This is a genomic window from Geminicoccus harenae (genome assembly GCF_019800005.1).
In the GTDB taxonomy this organism is placed as follows: Bacteria; Pseudomonadota; Alphaproteobacteria; order Geminicoccales; family Geminicoccaceae; genus Geminicoccus; species Geminicoccus harenae.
Map to the genome: position 1 here is coordinate 1 of NZ_JABGCL010000023.1, position 19,907 is coordinate 19,907.

General features: G+C 70.3%; 19 protein-coding genes. 12 read left to right on the plus strand and 7 right to left on the minus strand.

Features of this window, described 5'->3' with window-relative positions; translation table 11 throughout:
- Positions 1–544: 544 nt before the first annotated feature.
- Positions 545–1,792, minus strand: coding sequence for an MFS transporter (locus HLA95_RS19355; protein ID WP_222184221.1), 1,248 nt, complete (start codon positions 1,790–1,792; stop codon positions 545–547).
- Positions 1,793–1,878: 86 nt separating this feature from the next.
- Complete coding sequence (locus HLA95_RS19360) at positions 1,879–2,730, minus strand: EamA family transporter (RefSeq protein ID WP_222184223.1); 852 nt, start codon at positions 2,728–2,730, stop codon at positions 1,879–1,881.
- 111 nt (positions 2,731–2,841) lie between these two features.
- Here HLA95_RS19360 and HLA95_RS19365 point away from each other — a divergent pair, with 111 nt between their 5' ends.
- From HLA95_RS19365 to HLA95_RS19375, 3 genes are all read left to right on the plus strand, one after another.
- A complete protein-coding gene (locus HLA95_RS19365) occupies positions 2,842–3,666 on the plus strand; it encodes a carbon-nitrogen hydrolase family protein (RefSeq protein ID WP_191059953.1) in 825 nt (274 codons plus the stop codon).
- A gap of 68 nt (positions 3,667–3,734) precedes the next feature.
- Positions 3,735–4,592 carry an amidohydrolase family protein gene (locus HLA95_RS19370; protein ID WP_191059952.1) on the plus strand — a complete coding sequence of 286 codons (858 nt, stop codon included), beginning with the start codon at positions 3,735–3,737 and terminating at the stop codon, positions 4,590–4,592.
- A 4-nt stretch (positions 4,593–4,596) separates the two neighbouring features.
- Complete coding sequence (locus HLA95_RS19375) at positions 4,597–5,034, plus strand: EamA family transporter (RefSeq protein ID WP_191059951.1); 438 nt, start codon at positions 4,597–4,599, stop codon at positions 5,032–5,034.
- A gap of 3 nt (positions 5,035–5,037) precedes the next feature.
- Here HLA95_RS19375 and cysE read toward each other — a convergent pair whose 3' ends face one another.
- The 5 genes from cysE to uraD form a co-directional block, all read right to left on the minus strand.
- Positions 5,038–5,904 (minus strand): serine O-acetyltransferase, encoded by an 867-nt coding sequence (cysE, locus tag HLA95_RS19380; RefSeq protein ID WP_191059954.1) that lies wholly within the window; start codon positions 5,902–5,904, stop codon positions 5,038–5,040.
- 187 nt (positions 5,905–6,091) lie between these two features.
- A complete protein-coding gene (locus HLA95_RS19385) occupies positions 6,092–6,781 on the minus strand; it encodes a gamma-glutamylcyclotransferase (protein ID WP_191059950.1) in 690 nt (229 codons plus the stop codon).
- Between the two features lie 38 nt (positions 6,782–6,819).
- Complete coding sequence (locus HLA95_RS19390; protein WP_191059949.1) at positions 6,820–7,806, minus strand: alpha-E domain-containing protein; 987 nt, start codon at positions 7,804–7,806, stop codon at positions 6,820–6,822.
- Positions 7,803–9,296: a circularly permuted type 2 ATP-grasp protein gene (locus HLA95_RS19395; RefSeq protein ID WP_191059948.1), complete on the minus strand. Its 1,494-nt coding sequence runs from the start codon at positions 9,294–9,296 to the stop codon at positions 7,803–7,805. Before HLA95_RS19395 ends, HLA95_RS19390 begins: the two co-directional genes overlap by 4 nt.
- A gap of 145 nt (positions 9,297–9,441) precedes the next feature.
- Positions 9,442–9,942, minus strand: coding sequence for a 2-oxo-4-hydroxy-4-carboxy-5-ureidoimidazoline decarboxylase (gene uraD, locus HLA95_RS19400; RefSeq protein ID WP_255592092.1), 501 nt, complete (start codon positions 9,940–9,942; stop codon positions 9,442–9,444).
- Positions 9,943–10,023: 81 nt separating this feature from the next.
- Between uraD and uraH the strand changes: the two genes are divergently transcribed.
- Genes uraH through HLA95_RS19445 form a run of 9 tightly spaced genes read left to right on the plus strand, consistent with a single transcriptional unit; the run spans position 10,024 to position 19,701 of the window.
- The gene (gene uraH, locus HLA95_RS19405; protein WP_191062604.1) at positions 10,024–10,377 is read left to right on the plus strand and encodes a hydroxyisourate hydrolase; all 354 of its coding nucleotides are present in this window, start codon (positions 10,024–10,026) and stop codon (positions 10,375–10,377) included.
- 4 nt (positions 10,378–10,381) lie between these two features.
- Positions 10,382–11,809 (plus strand): xanthine dehydrogenase small subunit, encoded by a 1,428-nt coding sequence (xdhA, locus tag HLA95_RS19410; protein WP_222184227.1) that lies wholly within the window; start codon positions 10,382–10,384, stop codon positions 11,807–11,809.
- Positions 11,806–14,136, plus strand: a complete 2,331-nt coding sequence (gene xdhB, locus HLA95_RS19415) for a xanthine dehydrogenase molybdopterin binding subunit (RefSeq protein ID WP_191061403.1) — start codon at positions 11,806–11,808, stop codon at positions 14,134–14,136. Before xdhA ends, xdhB begins: the two co-directional genes overlap by 4 nt.
- A complete protein-coding gene (xdhC, locus tag HLA95_RS19420) occupies positions 14,133–14,882 on the plus strand; it encodes a xanthine dehydrogenase accessory protein XdhC (protein ID WP_191061951.1) in 750 nt (249 codons plus the stop codon). The genes xdhB and xdhC overlap by 4 nt, the downstream gene beginning before the upstream one ends.
- Complete coding sequence (locus HLA95_RS19425) at positions 14,879–15,349, plus strand: nucleoside deaminase (protein WP_223861756.1); 471 nt, start codon at positions 14,879–14,881, stop codon at positions 15,347–15,349. The genes xdhC and HLA95_RS19425 overlap by 4 nt, the downstream gene beginning before the upstream one ends.
- Positions 15,349–16,878, plus strand: a complete 1,530-nt coding sequence (locus tag HLA95_RS19430; protein ID WP_222184229.1) for an ABC transporter ATP-binding protein — start codon at positions 15,349–15,351, stop codon at positions 16,876–16,878. Before HLA95_RS19425 ends, HLA95_RS19430 begins: the two co-directional genes overlap by 1 nt.
- Positions 16,862–17,926 (plus strand): ABC transporter permease, encoded by a 1,065-nt coding sequence (locus HLA95_RS19435; protein WP_191060518.1) that lies wholly within the window; start codon positions 16,862–16,864, stop codon positions 17,924–17,926. Before HLA95_RS19430 ends, HLA95_RS19435 begins: the two co-directional genes overlap by 17 nt.
- Positions 17,926–18,858 carry an ABC transporter permease gene (locus HLA95_RS19440; RefSeq protein WP_191060517.1) on the plus strand — a complete coding sequence of 311 codons (933 nt, stop codon included), beginning with the start codon at positions 17,926–17,928 and terminating at the stop codon, positions 18,856–18,858. Before HLA95_RS19435 ends, HLA95_RS19440 begins: the two co-directional genes overlap by 1 nt.
- 15 nt (positions 18,859–18,873) lie before the next feature.
- Positions 18,874–19,701, plus strand: coding sequence for an aldo/keto reductase (locus HLA95_RS19445; protein WP_191060516.1), 828 nt, complete (start codon positions 18,874–18,876; stop codon positions 19,699–19,701).
- Positions 19,702–19,907 lie beyond the last annotated feature (206 nt).

Below are 19,907 nucleotides of genomic sequence, written 5' to 3' on the forward strand. Positions count from 1 at the left end.
TGGCCCTCCCGCTCACGTCGCCTTGCCCGGGACTATGAGCGGCTGCCCGAAACCGGCGTGGCGATGATCCATGCCGCCATGAGTCGGATCATGCTGCGGCGCATCGCGTGACCGGTCAGCGACTTTGCCGACAGTCAATGAAGGCCTGTTGCTGAACGGGATGCCGTGAGCATGGGTGCGTTGCAGCCCGCTGGCGCTCGGCTGGTCCAATCTCTGGACGGCTGGTGGCAGCCCCCGGGAACGCTGTCCTCATCGCCGATCCGCAGCCACCTTCCCGGCCGCCGGTGCCGAGCCGGGCGCTAAAAACCACGCAGCACCCCCCAATCGCGGGGCCGCTTTCTGGGACATGGGCGGCAGGCTGATCCTGCATCCGGCATCGGGGCGCGGGATACGGAGGTGACCCGGCGGAACCCGGCTCCGCTGCGCCCACCATGGTGGCCGTTCCCCTGCCCATCTGACCGGCGGCAAGACTTGCGAACGAACGGCGCCGTTGCATGGCGCCGCCGACCGTAAGCCACCGGTCGGCACGGGCGGCGCCAGGCTGTCAGGTGGTGCGGGCGGCGCGTGCCGGGCCGATGGTCAGGAATGCCACCAGGAGCAGGCCCGGCAGCATCGCCAGGTTCATCGCCTGCCAGCCGATCGTCGCCTGCAGGGCACCGGACAGGCTGGCAGACGCAGCCACGCAGGTGAACAGGAGGAGGTCGTGCAGCCCCTGCACCCGCGCCTTCTCCGCGGGCGCGTAAGCGCCGGTCAGCATGGTGGTGGCGCCGACGAACATCAGGTTCCAGCCGGCCCCGAGCAGCAGGAGGCCGGCGGCGAAATTGCCGAACTCCTGGCCGAGCAGGGTCACGCCGATGCAGGCCAGCATGGTGGCCGCACCAGCCAGCACCACGCGCCCGGCACCGAACCGCGCTACCAGACCGCCCGAGACGAAGCTCGGCGCGAACATGCCGACCACGTGCCACTGGATGACGCTTGCGCTGGCATCGAAGCCGAAGCCGCAGTCCAGCATGGTGAGCGGGGTGGCGGTCATGAGCAGGTTCATGGAGACATAGGCGACCAGCGCGATGGCGAAGGCGCGACGGATCGCCGGATCGGCGGCGAGTTCGGGCAGGGAGCGCCCGGGATTGCCTGACTGGCGCGGCTGCAGCACCGGGACGTCGAGCGCCAGGAGGATCAGGCAGGCGAGCCCGGCCACCGCGAGCACGGCGAGCTGGCTGCCGGCGAACATGATGGGGGCGAACAGGTCGCGGGTCGCCTTGGCCAGCTCCGGCCCCGCCACCGCCGCGAGCGTGCCGCCGGCCAGCACCCAGCCGATCGCCCGGGCACGCAGCGGCCCCGGGTCGCGCCCGGCATGACTGCCGCCGCCGCAGCAGGACGCGTCGGCCGCATCGGCCGCCGCGAAGCGGAAATACTGGCAGAACGCCGAGAACACGCCGTAGAGCACACCCGCCAGGCAGAACAGCAGGAAGTCGGCACGCATGATCGCCAGGTAGCCGCACAGGCCGGACAGGACGCCCATCAGGCAGCCCAGCATCAGCCCGGGCCGCCGGCCATATCTGCCCATCAGCAGCGAAGCCGGCAGAGTCGCCGCCATGGTGCCCATGAACTGGACGCCGAGCGGCACGGTGGCCAGCACCGGGCTCGGCGCCAGGGCGAGGCCCACCAGCGGCGAGGTGCTGATGGTGACGGTGTTGGCGACGAAGAACAGCGCCTGGCACAGCGCCAGGACCGCGAGGTTGCGGCTCAAGGAAACCCCGCGCGGCTTCTGGCTGACTGGCAGGACGTTCATGCGGCCAGTCCTACCCCCCGGCGCACGCAGGCGAAACCCCGCCAGTGCCGGCGCCAGCCACTGGCCGCACGCGAGGCCATGCCCGGCTAGCGCACCCGGCTCAGCTGCAGGGCGGCGACACCCAGGGCCACCAATGCTGCGCAGGCGATGCGGCGCCGGCCGAACGGCTCGTGGAGCAGGCGCGTGCCCATCCAGGCCGCCAGCACCACCGAGGTCTCGCGCAGGGCGGAGACATAGGCGATCGGTGCCCGGGTCATCGCCCAGATCACCAGGGCGTAGGCGGACAGCGACATGGCCCCGGCGACCAGGGCCGGCCGCCAGAGCAGCAGCACCGCCCGCAGGAGCGCCCCCTGGCGCCGCACCAGCACCAGCGTCGCGAACGGCAGCCCGTCCAGCACGAACAGCCAGACCACGTAGCTCCAGACGTCGCCGGCGGTTCGGGCCCCCATCCCGTCGCAGATCGTGTAGCCGCCGATCACGCAGGCGTTCATGACCGCCGGCACCAGTGCCCGCCGGCCGGCCATGCTGCCGCCCGGGCCCGCCGCGGCCAGCGCCACGATGCCGAGGCCGATCACCACGACCGCGGCAATACCCGCCGGCTCCAGCCCTTCGCCCAGGATCAGCCAGGCGAGCAGGGCGGCTACCGGCGGGGCCAGGCCGCGGGTCACCGGGTAGACCTGGGACAGGTCGCCCAGCCGGTAGGCGCGCGCCAGCAGCTCGTAATAGAGCAGGTGCGAGGCGAGCGAGCCCAGCAGCCACGGCCAGGCGGCCGCCGGGGGCGGCGGCACCAGCAGGCAGAGCGGCAGCATCATCGCCGAGATCACCAGCCCGACCAGCGCCAGGCGCAGCTCCGGATCGCCGCCGGTCTTGACCAGCGCGTTCCAGCTCGCATGGAGCCCTGCCGCTAGGATGACGACGAGGAACACCGTGGTGGGCATCAGTCCGGGTCCGGCCCTTGGACGGCCCGGCGGGGATGTGCCAGGGTGGCGCCAAGACGGCCGGCCGTAGCGCCCGGCCCTGCCGCTTGTCGAGCCCGAACCGGAGGACGCATGCGCGTCTCCTTGATCCAGCTCACCGCCGACATCGACCCCGACGCCAACCGCCGGGAAGCCGCCGCCTGGATCGAGCGGGCGGTCGAGGCGGACCGCCCGGACCTGGTTACCCTGCCCGAGGCATTCACCCTGATCGGCGGCGGCCGGGAAGCCCGCGCCGCTGCGACCGAGACGATCCCGGACGGGCCCACCACCACGCTCCTGCAGGAACTCGCGCGGCGCCACCGCATCACCATCCATGGCGGCAGCTTCATCGAGGCCGGCCCGGACGGGCGCGCCTTCAACAGCTCGGTCGTGGTGGGGCCGGACGGTGCCATCCTCGCGACCTACCGCAAGATCCACCTGTTCGACGTCACCGCGCCGGACGGGCAGAGCTTTCGCGAGAGCGAGCGGTTCGCGCCTGGTACGGAGCTGGCGGCCTTCGAGGCCGGCGGGTTCCGCTTCGGCTGCACGATCTGCTACGACCTGCGCTTTGCCGAACTGTTCCAGCTCCTGGCCCGCCAGGGTGCCGACGCGTTCCTGGTGCCGTCGGTGTTCACCCTGCAGACCGGCAAGGACCACTGGGAAGTGCTGCTGCGCGCCCGTGCCATCGAGCACGGCGCCTATGTGCTGGCCGCGGCGCAGACCGGGCGGCATCCGTCCAGCGGCCGGCAGTCCTGGGGCCATTCCATGGTAGTGGACCCGTGGGGCACCGTGGTGGCGCAGGCGAGCGAGGGGCCGGGCTGGGTCACCGCAAGGCTCGACCCCGCCCGGGTCCAGGACGCGCGCCGGCTGATCCCGACCCACCGCCATCACCGCCTGATCGAGCCCTGGGACGGCTGAACCCGCCCTGGGCCACGAGCACGCTCCAGCAGAACCGCCAGCAGACCAAAGAAGAGGGGGAGGCACCCGTGCCCGACTTCGCCATCATCGACACCCATGTCCATCTCTGGGACCCGGCCGAGATCCCGATGGACTGGTGCGCCGGCGCGCCCGCGCTGAGCCGCCCGTTCGGCCTGGCCGAGCTGGACGAGGCGCGCGGCGCCGTGCAGCTCGAGCAGATGGTGTTCGTGGAATGCGACGTCGTGTCGGGGCGCAGCCTGGACGAGGCCAGGCGCATCGCCGCCATGGCCGAGACCGACCCGCGCCTTGCGGGGATCGTCGCCCATGCGCCCCTGGAGGACGGAGCGAAGGTGGCGCCGCATTTGGAGGCGCTGGCTGGCCTCAGCCTGGTCAAGGGCGTGCGCCGGCTCCTGCAGAACGAGGCGGACGACGCCTTCTGCCTCCGGCCGGACTTCCAGGCGGGGCTGGCGCTCCTGCCGAAGTACGGCTTCCATTTCGAGCTGTGCATCTTCCACCGGCAGTTCCCGGCAGTGCTGGAACTGGTGGCGCGCCATCCCGAGGTGCGGTTCGTCCTGGACCATATCGGCAAGCCCGGGATCAAGGCCGGGATCGTCGAGCCCTGGTGGACCTTCATCAAGGCGCTGGCCGCCTTCCCCAACGTGATCTGCAAGCTCAGCGGCGTCGCCACCGAGGCCGACCATGCCGGCTGGCGCGAGGCGGAGATCCGGCCCTACATGGACAGGGCGCTGGATGTGTTCGGCAGCGAGCGGGTGATGTTCGGCGGCGACTGGCCGGTCTCGATCCTGGCCCTGCCCTATGCGGACTGGGTGGAGATCGTGGATCGCGCCACCGCGCATCTGTCGCGCGAGGAGCGGCAGCGGATCTTCCGGGACAACGCCAGGGAATGGTACCGGCTGCCGGGCTGAACGGATGGCGGCACTGGCCGCGAGCTGGCAGTTCTGGGCGGTGCTTGCCGCCTTCGCCGCAGCGCTCACCGCGCTGTTCGCCAAGCTCGGCGTGAGCGGCATCGACCCGGACCTCGCCACCTTCCTGCGCACGGCGGTGGTGATCCTGGCGCTGGGCCTGATCCTGGCCGCAACCGGCAAGTGGCGGCTGGACGGGCCGGTTCCGGCGCGAAGCTGGGTGTTCCTGGTCCTCTCCGGCCTCGCCACCGGCGCGTCCTGGGTCTGCTACTTCCGGGCGCTGCAGTTGGGCGAGGTCGCCAAGGTGGCGCCGGTCGACAAGCTCAGCGTGGTACTGGTCGCCCTGATGGGCGTGCTGTTCCTGGGCGAACGGCTTTCTGCCGCGGGCTGGCTGGGCGTCGGCCTGATCGCCGCCGGCACCCTGCTCCTGGCCTGGCGCGGCTGAAGATCAGATCGTGTAGTCGAACGCTGCGTAGGACATTTCGCTCAGGATCTCGTCGGCGCTGCGCGAGGTGTCGCAGGAGGGCGCCACCTTCACCGCCTTGGCCGGCACGCCGGCGACCGTGGTGCGCGGCGGCACGGGGTTGAGCACCACCGAGCCGGCCGCGATCCGGGCGCACTCACCGATCTCGATATTGCCCAGGATCTTGGCGCCCGCCCCGATCATCACGCCCTTGCGCACCTTGGGATGCCGGTCGCCGGCCTCCTTGCCGGTGCCGCCCAGCGTGACACCCTGGAGCAGCGAGACATCGTCCTCGATCACCGCGGTCTCGCCGACCACGAGGCCAGTAGCATGGTCCAGGAGGATGCCCTTGCCGATCCTGGCGGCCGGATGGATGTCGGTTTGGAACACCTCGGACGACCGGCTCTGCAGATAGAGGGCGAAGTCGCGCTCGCCGTTCCCCCACAGCCAGTGGGTCAGCCGGTGCGCCTGGATGGCGTGGAAGCCCTTGAAGTAGAGGAACGGCTCGATCAGCCGCTCACAGGCCGGGTCACGGTCATAGACGGCGGTGATGTCGGCCTGCAGGCCCTGGGCGATCGCCGGCTCGTGGCTCGACGCCCGGTGGAAGGCCTGCAGGATCAGGGGCTGGGAGATCACGTCGTTCTTCAGCCGGGCGGCGATCCGGTGGAACATCGCCGCTTCGAAGCTCGGCTGGTTGATGATCGAATCGAGGAACAGCGGGGCCAGCATCGGCGACTTGGCGCAGGCTTCCTCCGCTTCCCAGCGCAGCCGTCGCCAAAGAGTGCCCGACACGTCGCCCTGCGCCTCGGGCGAGACCAGGGTCAGGTGCTTGTGCTTGGTCGCGGCTGCCATCGTCATTCCGTCGCCTCCGACGACCGGTGCCAGCCGGTCGTCTCGCTGCCGAACGCCGGTCGGGCCGGCTCCGTTCCCCTGCCACCAGCCAGGGTTGCGCGGTCGAGGCTGGACATCTAGCCGCGATCGCGGCGGATCGGCAACGTCAGCATTTCTTTAGTGCGATTTCAGGCTGGCCGAACCCGCTTCAGATCCCGGCACCGGTTTCCCCCTGGATGCGCTGCGCCACCTGTTCCTGCAATCGCCAGAGATGCCGGTCATGGATACCGTACTGCTCGAGCGATGCCACGGTCTTGTAGAGATATTCGGCGCAGGACCCGCCATGGCCGCAGGCTCTCGCCAGCATCGTGACCGTTTCGTCCGGGTCCGGCTCCGGCCGGTAATAGGAGCAGGTCCGGTTGGATACGAAACCCAGGGCGCGGACAGTGCCGCTAGCCGTGCGCACGTCGAACCAGTGCGGCCGGTTGCCGGAATCGGTGTAGACCAGCTCCCGGCGCAGCAGGAGCTCCACGTCCTTGCCCAGGTCTGCCTCCGGCAGGCGGAACAGCACGCCCTTGCAGGAGCCGCCGCGGTCCAGCGCCAGCATCAGGCCGGGCTCCTCCGGCGTGCCGCGCCAGCGGGTCAGATGCAGGCAGTAGGCTCGGTGCCAGCCATGCACGGTGCCGACCCGCGCCTCGGCATGGCGGAAGGTCGGGTTCCACAGGAGCGAGCCGTAGGCGAAGACCCACAAGGGCTCGCCCGGCCGGAGCTCGCGGAGCAGCCGTTCGGTCATCTGCCGGTACTGCTCGTCGCTCAGGAGCGCCAGGTCGGCAGGGTGGCCGGGATCGGGCACCTCGCGATAAACCCGGCTCACCAGGTCGGGGGTCAAGGCGCGCATGCGGGCGCGCCTGTGCTTGGTTGCATCGATACGGATACTCATGCCGCTCTGGCCGGCCCCTCCGGGCGATCTTCCGGCAGCCAGCCGAAGAAGGCGCGGCCGAGGATGCCGGTGAGTTCGGTCAGGCGCTGCTGGATGAAGTCGTCGAGCGCATGCACCGAGCCGGCGGCGATCACCCTGGTCACCTTGATCGGCTCCAGGTCGTCACGCAGACCGTCCAGATGCTCGATCGCCCGGCTGGCCGCTCGCAGCCCGTAGCGGCGGCGCAGACGGTGCAGATGTTCCTCGATGGCGGCCAGGTGATAGGCGACCGACCGCGGGAACGACGGGTCGCACAGCATGAACAGCGTGACCTTCTCCTGGTTGATCTCGCGCGGATGGCGGCGCCGGAAGGCCTGGTAGCCGGCGGCCGAGCGCAGCAGCGCCGTCCAGTAGCTGAGGTCGCCGGCCGCGTCATCGCCCTCGCGCAGGGCGGCGGCGAACAGCTTGGCGTCCAGCAGCCGCGTGGTCTGGTCGGCGCACTCGATGGCCCGGCCGAGCTCGTAGAAGGTCCAGGCCTCGTCCCGGTAGAGCGTGCCGGCAGTGATGCCGTAATGGGCGTCGCAGCCGTCCTTGATCTGTGCGCACAGCCTGGAGAGCCGCTCCTCGGCCAGGTCGTCGATGCCGAGGGTGAGCACCCGGTTGTAGAAGACGTTGAGCTGCACCCACATCTCGGTGGTGATCAGCGGCCGGAGCGTGCGCGCATTCTCCCGCGCCCCCCAGATGTCGCTCACCAGCGAGTTCGGGTTCTCCCGATCCAGCACGTAGAAGCGCAGCACCGACTGGGCAGACGGCTGGCCGTGCTTCGCCTCGAAGCGCTGGCGGTCCCCGTTGATGTCCAGCACCACGCCCCAGTCATGGGCGCCCCGGCTGTCGCGGGCGAACGTCTCCTGGACGTCCAGGATCCGCGCCAGGTTCTCGGCGCGCTCCACATAGCGCCCCATCCAGAAGATGCACTCGGCATAGCGGGCGAGCAGGCGGGTCATGCCATGTCCTCCCGCAGCACCCAGGTATCCTTGGAGCCGCCGCCCTGGGAGCTGTTGACCACGAGCGAACCCTTGCGCAGCGCCACCCGGCTCAAGCCCCCCGGCAGCACCCAGGTCGACTTGCCGGTGACCGCGAACGGGCGCAGGTCGACATGGCGCGGCTCGATGCCGTCCTCGGTGAGCGTCGGCGAGACCGACAGGTCGATCATCGGCTGGGCGATGAAGTTGGCGGGATCGGCCAGCAGCTTGGCGCGCTGGTCGTCCAGCTCGGCCTTGGACGCCTTGGGCCCGATGGTGATGCCGTAGCCACCCGATTCGCCCACCGGCTTCACCACCATCTCGCCCAGCCGGTCCACCACCTGCTGCAGCGCCGGCTTTTCCCGACAGATCAGCGTCTCGACATTGGGCAGGATCGCGTCCTGGTCCAGGTAGTAGCGCACCAGCCGCGGCACATAGGCGTAGATCGCCTTGTCGTCGGCAACCCCGGTGCCCGGCGCATTGGCGAGCTGGACGTTGCCCTTGGCATAGGCACGCATCAGCCCCCGCACGCCCAGCATCGAATCCGGATTGAACGCCTCGGGGTCGATGAAGTCGTCGTTGATCCGCCGGTAGATCACGTCCACCGGCATCGGCCCGGCGATGGTCTTCATGAACACCCGGTCGTCGTCGACGAACAGGTCGCGCCCCTCCACCAGCGGCACGCCCATCTCGCGGGCCAGAAAGACGTGCTCGAAATAGGCGGAGTTGAACACGCCGGGCGAGAGCAGCACCACCTGCGGCTCGTCGATCGCCGGCGAAGCCACCTCGGAGAGCCGTTCGTGCAGGCGCTGGCCGTAGTCGGACACCTTCATGATCGGCACGTTCTCCATCAGGTCGGCGAACGCGCGCAGCATCAGATGGCGGTTCTCGACCACGTAGGAGACGCCGGACGGCGAGCGGGCATTGTCCTCCAGCACCATCATGGTGCCGTCGCGGCCGCGCACCAGGTCGGTGCCGTTGACATGGACATAGGTGCCGAACGGCAGGTCCAGCCCCTGCATCTCCTTGCGATAGTTGGCGTTGCCCAGCACCAGGTCGGCCGGGATGATCCCGTCCTTGATGCATTTCTGGTCGTGGTAGATGTCGTGCAGGAACAGGTTCAGCGTCTGCACGCGCTGGATCACGCCCTGCTCGATCGTCGCCCAGTCGCCACGGGTCAGGATCCTGGGGATCAGGTCGAAGGGCAGGATCCGGTCGATCGCGTCCTTGTCGCTGTAGACGGTGAAGGTGATCCCCAGATTGTAGAGCTCGGTCTCGGCGTCGCCGGCCCGGGCGCGCAGTGTCGCCAGCGGCAGGGCGTCCAGCCGGCCGGCCACCTGGGCAATCGCGGCCGAGCGCTCGGCCGAGCGCAGCATCTCGCAATAGAACGGACCAGGATCGTAGCCGCGGAACGTGCCGCTCCAGCCAGGCTGGGACTGGCTCGAGCCGGAAATCTGGACTTGTGCCTGCATCCTCGCGGTCCCCTGGCGCCCGTTGGCCGTTGCAGCAAACACGGTGCCACCGAGTGCTGACAAGCGCGGCATCGCCACTCCTGCCTGCTGCTTTGGCACCATGCGATGCTTAACTGCCCGCCGCGGCGGCAGTGCCGGCAGGGCTTCAGCCCTTTATCAGTTCAGCCAGCCGGAAAGCCGCGATCCGGTCGATCTGCGCGAGCGCGGTCACCGTCTCGGTCGCCACGTCGTTCGGCAGCCGCGCCTCGAAGCCGGCCAGGATCTGCGCCTTGCCTGCCCTCTTGACCGCCATGATGAACGGGAAGCCGAACTTCGCCCGGTAGGCGTCGTTGAGCGCGTGGAAGCGCGCATGTTCCTCTTCCGTCAGCCGGTCCAGCCCGGCCGACGCCTGCTCCTTGGCCGAATCCGCAGTCACCTCGCCGGCCAGGGCCGCCCGGCCCGCCAAGTCCGGATGTGCCCGGATCAGGGCGAGTTGGCGCCCGGCCGGCGCTGCCCGGACCGCCGCCGCCATCGCCTCCTGCAGCGCTGCCGCGGTGCGGAACGGCCGCTGCGCGAACGCCGCCTCGGCCACCCAGGGGCTGTGCTCGTAGATCGACCCGAAGGTCCGGACGAACGCGTCTTGGTCCATGGCGTCGACCTCGGCCATTGTCGGCATCCGTTCCTCCGGTATCGCTTGACCACGGCCGGGAGCTTGCAGGACCCTTCACGCGTGGCAAGGGAAGACACGATGGGCCGGCTGACCACCCATGTTCTCGATACTGCGCACGGCCGCCCGGCCGCCAGCATGGCGCTCTCGCTCTACCGGCTGGGCCCGGACGGGTCCCGCGAGCTGGTGACCGAGCGGCGAACCAACGCGGATGGCCGCTGCGACCAGCCTTTGCTCGACGGGGCGGCCTTCATGACCGGCAGCTACGAGCTCCTGTTCCAGGTCGGCCGCTACTTCGCCGGGCTCGGCACGCCGCTGGCCGAGCCGCCGTTCCTCCAAGAGGTGCCGCTGCGCTTCGGCATCGCCGAGAACGGCCACTATCATGTGCCGCTGCTGGTCTCGCCCTGGTCCTATTCGACCTATCGGGGGAGCTGAGACCATGGCTCCGATCCGCTTCACCGTGAACGGCGCACCAGTGGAGGTGACCGACCTCCACCCGACCACGACCTTGCTCCAGTATCTGCGCATCCACCGCCGCCTGACCGGCACCAAGGAAGGCTGCGCCGAGGGCGATTGCGGGGCCTGCACGGTCACGGTCGGCGAATGGCTGGACGGGCGGCTGCGCTGGCGCGCGGTCAATGCCTGCATCCTGTTCCTGCCCACCCTGCACGGCAAGGCAGTGCTCACGGTGGAGGGCCTGTCGGCGGAGAGCCAGCCGCTCCATCCGGTCCAGCGGGCCTTCGTCGACCACCATGCCGCCCAGTGCGGCTTCTGCACGCCGGGCTTCGTCATGGCCCTGGTGGCGCACCGGCTGGACCCGGAGAACGGCGTACATCTCGCGACCGAGGACGTCATCGCCGGCAATCTCTGCCGCTGCACCGGCTACCGCCCGATCCTGGACGCCGCGGCCGCTGCCGAGCCCGGCGGTCTGGAGCCGGCCCCGCCACCCGCCCTGTCCGACGAGGCGATGCCGGATTACCGGGCCGCCGGCGGCCGCTTCCGGATGCCGCGCTCGGGCGACGAGCTGGCTGCCTGCCTCAGGGAGACTCCGGACGCGACCCTGCTCGCCGGAGGCACCGACATCGGCCTCTGGGTCACCAAGGCGCTGCGCGCGCTGGACGATCTGGTCTGGCTGGGCGCCTGTGCTGACCTGCAGCGGATCGATGCCACGTCCGATGGCCTCCGGATCGGTGCTGCCGTGCGGCTCCACGACGCCTACCCGATCCTGGCCGAACACTGGCCCGAGCTCGGCGAACTCCTGCGCCGCTTCGCCTGCGTGCAGATCCGCCAGGCCGGCACCGTGCTCGGCAACGTGCTGAACGCCTCGCCGATCGGCGACGGCTCGCCGGCCTTCCTGGCGCTTGGCGCCAGCCTCGTCCTGCGCAAGGGCGACCGGCGCCGGACCGTGCCGCTCGACACGTTCTTCCTGGCCTACCGCAAGACCGCGCTGGAGCCCGTCGAGTTCGCCGAAGCACTCCTCCTGCCCTGGCCGGCGGACGGCCAGGTCTTCAAGGCCATCAAGCTCAGCAAGCGCTTCGACCAGGACATCTCGGCGGTCATGGGCGCGTTCCGGCTGACCCTGGCGGACGGCGTGGTCACCGACGCCCGCCTGGCCTTCGGCGGCCTCGCGGCCATCCCCAGGCGCAGCCCGTCCGCCGAGGCGGCACTGGTCGGCCATCGGCTGGACGAGGCCGCGATCGAGGCCGCCTGCGCCGCTTTCCGCCAGGACTTCCAGCCGATCGACGACGTCCGCGCCACCGCCGCCTACCGGCTGGAGGCCGGTCAGAACCTGCTGCGCCGGCTGTTCCTGGAGCTGACCAGACCGGCGGACGCCCCCCGCATCCTCGACCTGGAGATCGCCGCATGACCAGGCTCCAGGCAGTAGCTGCCCCGCTGCCCCACGATTCCGCCGAGCTGCACGTCACCGGCCGGGCCCGCTATGTCGACGACCTGCCCGAGCCGCAGGGCTGCCTCCATGCCGCGGTCGGCCAGTCGGCTCGCGCACATGCCCGGATCGTGCGGATGGATTTGAGCCGGGTGGCCGCGGCGCCTGGTGTGGTCGCGGTGCTGACGGGGGCCGACTTTCCCGGCCTGAACCAGATCGGGCCGGTCCTGCTCGACGAGCCTGCCCTCGCCCAGCACAGCGTCGACTACCATGGCCAGGCCGTCTTCGCCGTGGCCGCCACCAGCTACGAGCTGGCCCGCCGCGCAGTCACACTCGCCGAGATCGACTACGAGGACCTACCGGCGGCGATCCATCTGGAGGACGCGCTGGCTGAGAACCTGGACCTCCTGCTGCCCTACGAGATGCGCCGCGGCGATCCGGACGCGGCGATGGCACGTTCCGCGCACTTTCTGGAAGGCAGCTTCCGCCTGGGCGGCCAGGACCATTTCTACCTGGAAGGCCAGATCGCGCTCGCCGCGCCTGGCGAGGACGGCGGCATGGACGTCCACGCCTCGACCCAGCACCCGACCGAGGTCCAGCACGTGGTGGCGCGCTGCCTTGGCGAGATCGACGCCAAGGTCCGGGTCGAGTGCCGGCGCATGGGCGGCGGGTTCGGCGGCAAGGAGACCCAGGCCAACCAGATCGCGGCCATTGCCGCGGTGCTGGCACGCAAGACCGGCAGGCCGGTGAAGTTCCGCCTGGACCGCGACGTCGACATGACGCTCACCGGCAAGCGCCACGATTTCCGCATCGACTACCGGGTGGGCTTCGACGAGGACGGCCGGATCGAGGCGATCACCTTCGGCCAGGCCGCCCGCGGCGGCTGCTCCGCAGACCTCACCGGGGCCATCGCCGACCGGGCGATGTTCCATGCCGACAATGCCTATTTCTTCCCGCACGTCCGGATCCGCTCGCGGCGGCTGAAGACCCACACGGTCAGCAACACCGCGTTCCGCGGCTTCGGCGGCCCGCAGGGCATGCTGGGCATCGAGGAGGTAATCGACGAGATCGCCCGGCATCTGGGCCGCGACCCGCTGGACGTGCGCCGGGCCAATCTCTACGGGCCCGCGCCGCGCAACCTCACGCCCTACCACATGGAGGTCGAGGACTTCGTCCTGCCGGAGATCATGGACGAGCTGGAGCAGAGCTCCGGCTATCGGGAGCGCCGCGCCGCCATCGAGGCCTGGAACCGGACCAGCCCGGTCCTCAAGCGCGGCATCGCCCTTACCCCGGTCAAGTTCGGGATCAGCTTCACCACCAGCCACCTGAACCAGGCCGGCGCCCTGATCCAGCTCTATACCGACGGCTCGGTGCTGCTGAACCATGGCGGCACCGAGATGGGCCAGGGCCTCTACGTGAAGGTCCAGCAGATCGTCGCCGAGGAGCTGCAGATCCCGACGGGCCTGATCCGGATCACCGCGGCCGACACCAGCAAGGTGCCCAACACCTCGCCCACCGCCGCCTCGTCCGGCACCGACATGAACGGCATGGCCGCCCTGGCGGCGGCGCGGACGCTGAAGGAGCGGCTGACCACGTTCGCCGCGGAGAAATACGGCGTGCCGGCCCACAAGGTCGTGTTCCAGGACGGTGCGATCCTGCTGGGCGAGCACCGCATGAGCCTGCGCGAGCTGGCGAAAGAAGCCTGGATGGCCCGGGTCCAGCTTTCCGCCACCGGCTACTACGCCACGCCCAAGATCCACTACGACCGCGACCAGGCCCACGGCCGGCCGTTCTACTATTTCGCCTATGGCGCTGCCTGCTGCGAGGCGGTGATCGACACGCTGACCGGCGAGAACCGGATCCTGCGCGCCGACCTGCTCCACGATGTCGGCCGCTCGCTCAACCCGGCGATCGACCGGGGCCAGATCGAGGGCGGCTTCGTCCAGGGCCTGGGCTGGCTCACCACCGAGGAATTGTGGTGGACGAAGGAAGGGGCGCTCGCGAGCCACGCGCCCTCCACCTACAAGATCCCCTGCGCGTCCGACCTGCCGCGCGACTTCCGCGTGGCGATCTGGGAGCGCGGCCGCAACCAGGAGCGCAGCGTCCACCGCTCCAAGGCGGTGGGCGAGCCACCCTTGATGCTGGCAATCGCAGCCTTCCAGGCGATCAAGGACGCGATCGCCCAGGCCGTGCCCGGCAGGGGCTCGCCGCGGCTGGACGCGCCGGCCACCCCGGAGCGGGTGCTGTTCGCGGTGAACGAGCTGCGCGGGCGAACGGCGGCGCTGGACCTGGCGCGGGCGGCTGAATGACACGGGCGATCCGGGTCAGCATCGTGCGCGCGGAGGGTTCGACGCCGCGCGCGGCAGGAGCCGTGATGCAGGTCACCCGCGCGCGGATCGAGGGCACCATCGGCGGCGGCCAGCTCGAATGGCAGGCAGTCAAGGCAGCGCGCGACATGCTGGACGAGGGCATTGCCTCGGCCGAGCAGGAGTTCAGCCTGGGCCCGAGCCTGCGCCAGTGCTGCGGCGGCCGGGTCCTGCTCCGCTTCGAGGCGACTGAGGAGCCCTTCGTCGACCCTCTGCCGGCCGATGCGCGCCAGCTCGTCCTGCTGGGTGCCGGCCATGTCGGCCAAGCCCTGCTCCGGATCCTCACGTCCCTGCCCTGGCAGATCACGGTGTTCGACCCGCGGCCGGACTGGCTGCCGGCGCCTGGGCCGCATCTGGTGGTCCGCAATGATCTGGAGCCCGGCCCAACCGTGGCGGCGGCACCGCCCGGCGCCTGCTACGTGGTCACCACCCATTCGCACGACCTGGACCTGGACGTGGTCGACCTGGTCCTGCGCCGGGGTGATGCGCGCTGGCTGGGCCTGATCGGTTCGGCCACCAAGCGGCGGACCTTCGAGCGGCGCCTGATCGCGCGCGGGCACCCTTCATCCGCGCTCGACCGCCTGATATGCCCCATGGGCCTGCCGACCATCCGGGACAAGCATCCGGCCGCGATCGCCATTTCGGTCGCCGCCGAGCTCCTGTCCCTGCCCGAGGAGCCGCCCGCGTGAACCACGAGACTGCCATGCGCCGCGCCATCCGCCTGTCCATCGAGAAGATGGAGGCGGGCGAAGGCGGCCCGTTCGGCGCGGTGATCGTGAAGGACGGCGAGATCATCGCCGAGGGCTGGAACCGGGTCACCTCCACGAACGACCCCACCGCCCATGCCGAGATGGAGGCGATCCGCGCAGCCTGCCGCAAGCTCGGCAGCCACTCCCTCGAGGGTGCCACGATCTACACGTCCTGCGAGCCCTGCCCGATGTGCTTTGCCGCGATCTACTGGGCGCGGCTGGACGCGGCCCATTACGGCAACGACCACAAGGCCGCCGGTGCGATCGGCTTCGACGACGAGTTCCTCTATCGCGAGCTGGCCGTGCCGATGGACCAGCGGCGGGTGCGCTTCACCTGCACGCTTCCCGACGAGGCGAAGGAGGGCTTCGACCGCTGGATCGCGAAGGCCGACAAGGTGGCCTACTGATGCCGCCACTCCTGGAGCTGGTGGGCATCACCAAGCGCTATCCGGGCATCGTCGCCAACCAGGACGTCTCGCTGGCCGTCCAGCCGGGCGAGATCCAGGCCCTGCTCGGCGAGAACGGGGCCGGCAAGTCGACGCTCATGAAGATCGTCTACGGCCTGGCCCGCCCGGACGAGGGCGAGATCCGCTGGCAGGGCGAGCTTGTGGTCGAGAACTCGCCGGTGCTGGCCCGCAAGCGCGGCATCGGCATGGTGTTCCAGCACTTCACCCTGTTCGAGACGCTGACGGTCGCCGAGAACATCGCGCTGGGCCTGGAGCCAGGGAATGCCGGAAGCGACCTGGAGGGCCGGATCCGCGAACTGTCCCGCCATTACGGCCTGGCCGTGGCCCCGCAGGCGCCGGTTTGGTCCCTGTCGGTGGGCGAGCGGCAGCGGGTCGAGATCGTGCGTTGCCTGCTCCAGTCGCCGCGCCTCCTGATCATGGACGAGCCGACCTCGGTGCTCACCCCGCAGGAGGCGGACGGCCTGTTCGCCACGCTGCGCCGGCTGGCCGCGGAGGGCTGCGCGGTCCTCTACATCAGCCACAAGCTCGAGGAGATCCAGGCGCTCTGCCATGCCGCCACCGTGCTGCGTGCCGGCAAGGTGGTCGCGCGCTGCGATCCCACCCGCGAGACCGCGCGCAGCCTGGCCGCCTTGATGATCGGCAAGGCGCCGCCGGAGATCGAGCATCGGCCCGCCGAGAGCGACGGGCCGGTGGTGCTCTCCGTGGCGGACCTGTCGCTGCCATCGGTCGACCCGCACGGTACGGCGCTCAAACGGGTCAGCTTCAGCCTGCGCGCCGGCGAGATCCTGGGCGTGGCCGGGGTGGCGGGCAATGGCCAGCGCGAGCTTTTGCGCGCCCTGTCCGGCGAGGACGCGCGCGCACCGGCCGGGGCGATCACGCTGGCGGGCCAGCCGGCGGGCAACCTGGACCCCAAGCGGCGGCGGGCACTGGGCTTGGCCTTCGTGCCCGAGGAGCGCCTGGGCCGGGGTGCGGCGCCCAAGCTCAGCCTGACGCTGAACGCGCTGCTCACCGGCAAGCGCCAGAGCCTGACCCGGGCCGGGCTGATCCGCCAGGGTGCCGTCGAGCGCCGCGCTACCGAGATCGTGCGCCGCTTCGACGTGCGCACGCCCGGCATCCAGGCCGAGGCCGGCAGCCTGTCGGGCGGCAACCTGCAGAAATTCATCGTCGGCCGTGAGCTCTATGACGGCCCGAAGCTCCTGATCGCCGCCCACCCCACCTGGGGCGTGGACGTGGGTGCCGCCACGCTGATCCGCGAGGAGATGCTGGCCCTGCGCGACCGCGGCGGCTCCGTGCTCCTGTTCAGCGAGGAGCTGGACGAACTGTTCCTCCTGTCCGACCGGATCGCGGTGATGTTCCACGGCATGCTCTCCCCGCCCGCCCCCGTCCGCCAGCTCACGCCGGAAAGCGTCGGGCTGCTGATGGGCGGGGCCGGCTTCGAGGGAGGGGTCGGCCTTGCTCAGGCTCACTAGGCGCACCAACCCGTCGCGCAGCCTGGAGATCCTGGCCCCGCTGGTCGCGGTGGCCCTGACCCTGGTGGTGGCGGCGATCCTGTTCGTGGCCCTGGGCAAGAACCCGGCCGATGCCTTCGCCGCGATGTTCTGGCGCCCGGTGCAGGATCTCTACGGGTGGAGCGAACTGGGCGTGAAGGTGGCGCCCCTGATCCTGTGTGCGGTAGGCTTGGCGATCGGCTTTCGCGCCTCGGTCTGGAACATCGGTGCCGAAGGCCAGATCGTCGTCGGGGCCATTGCCGCGAGCTGGGTGGCGCTCGCCACCGGCGAAGGCGGCTTCGGCCTGCCCGGCTGGCTCCTGCCGCTCCTGGCCGGTGCCCTGGGCGGGATGGTCTGGGGGGCGATCCCGGCACTCCTGCGCACGAAAGCCAACGCCAACGAAATCCTGGTCAGCCTGATGCTGGTCTATGTCGGCGGCTTCCTCCTCCAGTACGTGGTGCGCGGGCCGATGCGCGACCCGATGAGCTTCGGCTTCCCGCAGTCGCCGATGTTCCCCGACCCCGCCCGCCTGCCGATCCTCCTGGACACCACCCGCCTCCACTTAGGGTTCGCCCTGGCGCTGCTGGCAGCACTGGTCGCCTGGCTGTTCGTGGCGCGCTCCTACCAGGGCTTCGTGTTCCGCCTGTCCGGCGAGGCACCCGCCGCTGCCGCCTATGCCGGGTTCAGCCGGGCCAAGGTCATCTGGGGCAGCTTCCTCATCAGCGGTGGCCTCGCGGGTCTGGCCGGGGCCGCCGAGGTGCTGGGCCCGATCGGCCAGCTCCAGCCCGCGGTCTCGCCCGGCTACGGCTTCGCCGCGATCATCGTGGCCTTCCTGGGCCGCCTCCACCCGATCGGGATCATCGCCGCGGCCCTGCTCATGGGCCTGTTCTACCTGGGCGGCGAGATCGCCCAGATGGAGCTGCAGCTCCCCATCGCGATCACCGGCGTGTTCCAGGGGCTGCTCCTGTTCTTTCTCTTGGGCGCCGACACGTTCGTGCGCTGGCGCCTGGTGCTCGGGGGGACGCGCTGATGGGCGACGAGCTTTCCACCGCGATCGCCGTGATCGCCGCCACGCTCCGCGCCGGCACGCCCTTGGTCTTCGCCGCGATCGGCGAGCTGGTGGCCGAGCGGGCGGGCGTGCTCAACCTCGGCATCGAGGGCATGATGCTGGTCGGTGCGGTGGTCGGCTTCATGGTTGCGGCCTCGACCGGCCTGACCCCGCTGGGCTTCGTCGCCGCGGCCCTGGCCGGCATGGGTGCCGCCGCGATCTACGGCGCCCTGGCGCTGAACCTGATGACCAACCAGGTCGCGACCGGCCTGGCCCTGGCGATCTTCGGCGCTGGCCTCGCAGCCTTCCTCGGCCAGTCCTGGGTCGGCATCCCCCTGCCGGGCATGGCCCTGCCCTTCCCGGAGACGCTGCGCTCCATCCCGGTGGCGGGGCCCATCCTGTTCGGCCATGACTGGCTGGTCTACCTGTCGCTCCTGACCGTGGCCGGCGTCGCTTTCTTCCTCCACCGCACCCGCGGCGGCCTGATCCTGCGCGCGGTCGGCGAGAACCAGGAAAGCGCCCACGCGCTGGGCTACCCGGTGCTGCGCATCCGCTGGCTGGCCACCCTGTTCGGCGGCGCCATGGCCGGGATCGGCGGCGGCTACCTGTCCCTGATCTACACGCCGCAATGGGCCGAGAACATGACCGCCGGGCGCGGCTGGATTGCCCTGGCGCTGGTGGTGTTCGCCACTTGGCGGCCCTGGCGGGTGCTCCTCGGCGCCTATGTCTTCGGCGGCGTCACCATCCTCGGCCTGCAGATCCAGGCGGCCGGCATCGCGATCAACAGCAACCTCGTGGCGATGACCCCCTATCTGGCCACGATCATCGTGCTCGTCTTGATCTCGCGCGACGCCACCCGTATCCGCCTGCACACGCCGGCCTCCCTGGCGCGGCCGTTCCACCCCGAAGCATGAGCACAGGACAGGCGGATGATCACGATCGAGGCGAACGGCGCGAAGATCCCGGCACTGGGCTTCGGCACCTACCAGCTCACCGGCAGCCTCGGCACCGACATGGTCGCCACCGCGCTCAACCTCGGCTACCGGCACATCGACACCGCGCGCATGTACGGCAACGAGGCCGAGGTCGGCCGCGGCATCGCGACCTCGGGCATCCCGCGCGAGGAGATCTTCCTCACCACCAAGATCTGGCCCGACGACTTCGCGCATGACGACTTCCTGCGCAGCGCCGAGCAGTCGGTGAAGAACCTGGGTACGACCCCGGACCTCCTGCTCCTGCACTGGCCCTCCAAGACGGTCCCGCTCGACGAGACGATCGCCGCCCTGGTCGAGGCGCAGCGAAAGGGCCTGACCCGCTTCATCGGCGTCAGCAACTTCACCATCCCGCTCCTGCGCCTCGCCACCGAGCATTCCCCGATCCCGCTGGTGAACAACCAGATCGAGTACCACCCCTATTTGTCCCAGGACGCCCTGCTGCCCTTCCACAGGAAGCTCGGCATCGCCACCACCGCCCACTGCCCGACCGCGCGCGGCAAGGTCATGGACGATCCGGTGATCAAGAAGATCGCCGACGCCCACGGCACGAACCCGATCCAGGTGACGCTGCGCTGGCTGATCCAGCAGGAAGGTGTCGCCGCCATCCCGCGCACCAGCTCGGAGAAGAACGCGAAGAGCAACCTGAAGGTGCTGGAGTTCGAGCTCACGCCTGACGAGATGGCGCAGATCTCCGCATTGCGCTCCACCAACTACCGGATCTGCGACTTCGCGTTCTCGCCGGTCTGGGACGCGGTGGCGTGAGAGGCGGACCGCTGCGCTCCACCGGCGCAGTCGGCACGTGCGGAGCACGATGAACCCGGACGAGACGCTGTCGTTGCCAGTTGGCCGATCGGCCTCAAGCCGGCCGTTCCTCTGGATGGCCGGCTCGAGGCCGGCCATGACGAGCTGATTTGCACGTTCCGATTCGTCATGGCCGGGCCTGACCCGGCCATCCAGTGGTCAAGCCG